The organism is Anaerosporobacter sp., assembly GCF_965301125.1.
In genome coordinates this window covers 1-3,450 of the sequence record NZ_CBDLAM010000284.1, presented here as the reverse complement: position 1 = coordinate 3,450, position 3,450 = coordinate 1, and the positions used below count along the sequence as shown (strand labels likewise).

The window sequence follows — 3,450 nt, the reverse complement described above, 5'->3', positions numbered from 1 at the left end:
TGCATAGCATTGTCCCATACTTTTCTTGGAAAATATATATTTATATGTTTTTTTACTCACTTCTTTATATATATTATACTATTTTTCATTGCTAACTTCAACATTTCCAACACCACAATCGATACTGAAATCATATTCTGCATCACTACCATATATGTTACTATCACTAGTGAAAGAATAATTATTTCCATTGATTTTAACATTCCCAATACCACAACTTAAACTAAAGTCATAACGATTCTCAGGCTCTTTCAAGCTAATCAAGACATTGCCTACTCCACAATCCACTTTACTATCGCCTCTTATATCACCTTTAACTTTAATTTCTCCAACACCACAATCAAAAGTAGCATCTTTTGTTGTTAAATCCTTGATTACAACTTGACCTGCTCCAACTTGCACCTTACTTCCCTTCTTAGCCACTAATTCATTAGCAACTAATTCACCTGCTCCTAAATCAAAATCGATATTGTCAGCTACCATATCACATAAGTCAACTCTACCAGCACCAATTTCAATTTCTAGATTTTCTGGTTGAAAATCGTCTGGAATATAAATTGTAACACTGTATTTCTCATCAGTAGAATCAAGACTAAACAATGGCACAATATGACCGAATATCTTAAAGTCGCTTTCTTCATCATCTTTAATCGTCCATATATTACCATCTACAAAACAATTAAATGTTTCCTTATTCATGTTGTTTGCATCAATTGCAAAGGTGTTCCCACGTTTGATTTCCAAATTAGCAATACTCAAATCAATTTTAATAGAAGTAATATCATAATCATTGTACTCACTGTCAAAATCGTACACATAATCTTTTCTATTGACGCCATTAATATCAGCGCCACCAACTAATGCTATACTAATGAATACAACACCTAAAACAAGTGCGATTCCACTAATTCTTAAACAGTTTTTTGTAAAAAGACTCATGCCATCACCCTCCTTTTAAATGGTAGTCTACAAATAGCAACGATTCCTCGGAATGTCAAAGGTATTAACATCGCACAGTATCTTGTTAAGATTGCAAATAACAGACCTATTCCAATTAATACAAGACCAATTCCACTCGTTAAAAATGCAGTCATCGGGAAAGTGATAATCTGTGCAATTCCTCCAACTAAGGTAATCACACCACCTAAAGTTAATCCAAAACTTATTGCACCAAATGCAACTACTAAAGAGAAGGCAACAGAGATAATCGCTACAATTATTCCAAATGCAGCACCAAGTAATGGAAGTCCAACTGGTAAGAACAATATTAATCCAATGATTAATACTATCTTAGGGATTTTAGAGTATTCATATACATAGGTTGGTTCCTTTTGTTGTTGGTTATTCATTGATTCCGTATTTTGTCCTGTGTTAAAACCGTTTCCTGCAAAACTTTGTGTACCATTACCTTGATTTGTATTCTGATAATTAGGTGATTCAACCTTAACAACAGCATCTGCATTCTTTTTTTCAAATGCTGGATTGTGATATCCTTTCTCTGTGAATTCACCTTTCTCCACTGTTGCTTCATTTCGTAAATCTTCTTGTATTATAGCTGCTACACGCTCCGGCGTACCTAACTCTCTTATTACTTGTTCCTCATTCTCTACACCAGCATCTTCAAAGTAATCTTGATAGTATTGAATTGCTTCTTGTCTATCAGATGATGGTATGTTTATAAGAAGATTTTCTAATTCATTTAAAAACTCCTGCCTATTCATCTATTCCACCCCCACAAAAATAGTACTTATCTTTGCCGAATACTTTTTCCACTCATTACAATACATACGAAGCTGCGCCATTCCTTCATTGGTAACTTTATAGTATCTGCGATTTCTTCCACCGAATTCCATATCATATACTTCTAGACAATTATCTTTCAATAATCTTCTTAGAACAGGATACAAAGTGGATTCAGAAATATCAATTGCTTGTTGAACATCTTGGGTTATCTTGTAACCATATGTGCCGTTCTCATCTTTTGATACAATGGCTAATACAATTGCATCTAGCAATGCAGCACCTGTATTAAATACCATACCGGAAACCTCCTTACTTGTTAAAAAACATATACTATTCTTCTAAACATATTATTTTATTACTAATACTATACGTCGTATAATATTATGTGTCAACGCAATTTGATAAAATTGTCAAAGTTGTTACATTTGTCATATTTTTATGACAAATGCCACTAGAAACAAAAAAACAATCTCGAATGTAAGATACTTTCAAGATTGTTTTAGTTGATATATTTTATTGTTATAATTTATAATGTGTGAATAAATCTTATAAACGCTTCTTTACCTGCTTCATCACGTTTAAATACGCCTGCATGCTCTAATACTTTAACAAATACGAGTCCGATTTCTTGTTGAATAATATCATGAATCGTATCTTTGTTGATTTCTGGATGTTTATTAATAACTTCTGTTGCCCAATCAGCATGTTTTGCTAATGTTTCATCCTTTGTAAGGTCAGCTTTAGCAAGAATCGCTGCTTCTAACATCTCCATCTCTGTTTTAAGTCTTGCTGGTAAAACTGCAAGTCCCATAACTTCAATCAGACCGATATTCTCTTTCTTAATATGATGGAGCTCTGCATGTGGGTGATATACACCAAGTGGATGTTCCTCTGTCGTGATATTATTACGAAGGACTAAGTCAAGCTCGAATACTTCACCATGCTTTCTTGCTATTGGCGTTATTGTATTATGTGGCTCTCCATTCGTATTGGCAAAGATGAATGCAGCTTCATCTGTGTATCCTCTCCAAGTTGTAAGAATATGATCACCTAGATCAACAAGACGTGTTTCGTCCTTACAACGAAGACGAATAACAGACATTGGCCACTTAACGATTCCCACTTCTACATCTTCATAACCTTTAATAACGAATGTCTCTTCCACAGGGGCATCTGCCATTGCAAATTGATAATGTCCTCCTTGGAAATGATCATGACTTAAGATAGAACCTCCTACAATTGGAAGATCTGCATTAGAACCAACGAAATAATGAGGGAATTGTTTTACAAAGTCAAATAATTTGACATAGGTATTCTTCTCAATCTTCATTGGTGTATGATCTCCATTGAATACGATACAATGCTCGTTATAATAAACATATGGCGAGTATTGAAATCCCCATTTCTGGTCATTAATTACGATAGGAATAATTCTATGATTCTGGCGCGCTGGATGATTTACTCTACCTGCATACCCTTCATTTTCAACACAAAGAAGACATTTTGGATAACCACTTTGCTTCATAAGTTTAGCTGCTGCTATTGCTTTGGGATCCTTCTCTGGCTTTGATAAGTTAATGGTAATATCAAGGTTACCATATTCGGTACTTGTAACCCATTTCACATCTTTTTCAATGCGGTATCTTCTTATGTAATCCGAATCTTGACTTAATTTATAAAAAAAATTCGTCGCTGTTTCTGGTGATT

The 3,450-nt window shown here is 34.1% G+C and carries 4 protein-coding genes; all 4 read right to left on the bottom strand.

All coding sequences use genetic code 11. The features are described from left to right. Positions 1–78 precede the first annotated feature (78 nt). Complete coding sequence (locus tag ACW2QF_RS18760) at positions 79–939, bottom strand: DUF4097 family beta strand repeat-containing protein (RefSeq protein ID WP_455717541.1); 861 nt, start codon at positions 937–939, stop codon at positions 79–81. Then, positions 936–1,721, bottom strand: a complete 786-nt coding sequence (locus ACW2QF_RS18755) for a DUF1700 domain-containing protein (RefSeq protein WP_455717540.1) — start codon at positions 1,719–1,721, stop codon at positions 936–938. The genes ACW2QF_RS18760 and ACW2QF_RS18755 overlap by 4 nt, the downstream gene beginning before the upstream one ends. After that, the gene (locus ACW2QF_RS18750) at positions 1,722–2,039 is read right to left on the bottom strand and encodes a PadR family transcriptional regulator (protein WP_455717539.1); all 318 of its coding nucleotides are present in this window, start codon (positions 2,037–2,039) and stop codon (positions 1,722–1,724) included. It lies immediately after the preceding gene. A 230-nt stretch (positions 2,040–2,269) separates the two neighbouring features. Then, positions 2,270–3,450 (bottom strand): UDP-glucose--hexose-1-phosphate uridylyltransferase (locus ACW2QF_RS18745; RefSeq protein WP_455717538.1); only part of this gene is annotated, 1,181 nt, incomplete at its 5' end.

What these genes read in the sequence shown, in the direction of transcription:
- ACW2QF_RS18760 (WP_455717541.1), bottom strand. Translation starts at nt 939, where the DNA reads ATGAGTCTTTTTACAAAAAACTGTTTAAGAATTAGTGGAATCGCACTT.
- ACW2QF_RS18755 (WP_455717540.1), bottom strand. Translation starts at nt 1,721, where the DNA reads ATGAATAGGCAGGAGTTTTTAAATGAATTAGAAAATCTTCTTATAAAC.
- ACW2QF_RS18750 (WP_455717539.1), bottom strand. Translation starts at nt 2,039, where the DNA reads ATGGTATTTAATACAGGTGCTGCATTGCTAGATGCAATTGTATTAGCC.